Raw genomic sequence first — 243 nt, forward strand, 5'->3', positions numbered from 1 at the left:
GCTAGACAAGTCACAAGTTCAAAGTTATGACGGACTCTGTGGCCATTTGGCAATTGTCATGATAGCTTACTACTTGTTAGCCTGGCAGGAACGTCAAAATGAAGACGACCGAACCATTGGGGATTTATTTTTCATTATGAATGAAGCCATGCCAGATATTGAGTTGTCTCAAGCACTGGTATGGCTTCTAAATTCGCTGAAAGCGATTATTAATCATGAACTTTATGCAAGGAGGACTCAAAT

At 40.3% G+C, this 243-nt stretch carries 1 pseudogene; it reads left to right on the top strand.

From position 1 onward, the window contains the following. Window positions 1-58: 58 nt before the first annotated feature. Window positions 59-243: pseudogene (locus L9G74_RS21765) on the top strand (hypothetical protein); the annotation flags it as partial.

Origin of the sequence: Shewanella electrica (genome assembly GCF_022321485.1) — a bacterium.
Taxonomy (GTDB): Bacteria; Pseudomonadota; Gammaproteobacteria; order Enterobacterales; family Shewanellaceae; genus Shewanella; species Shewanella electrica.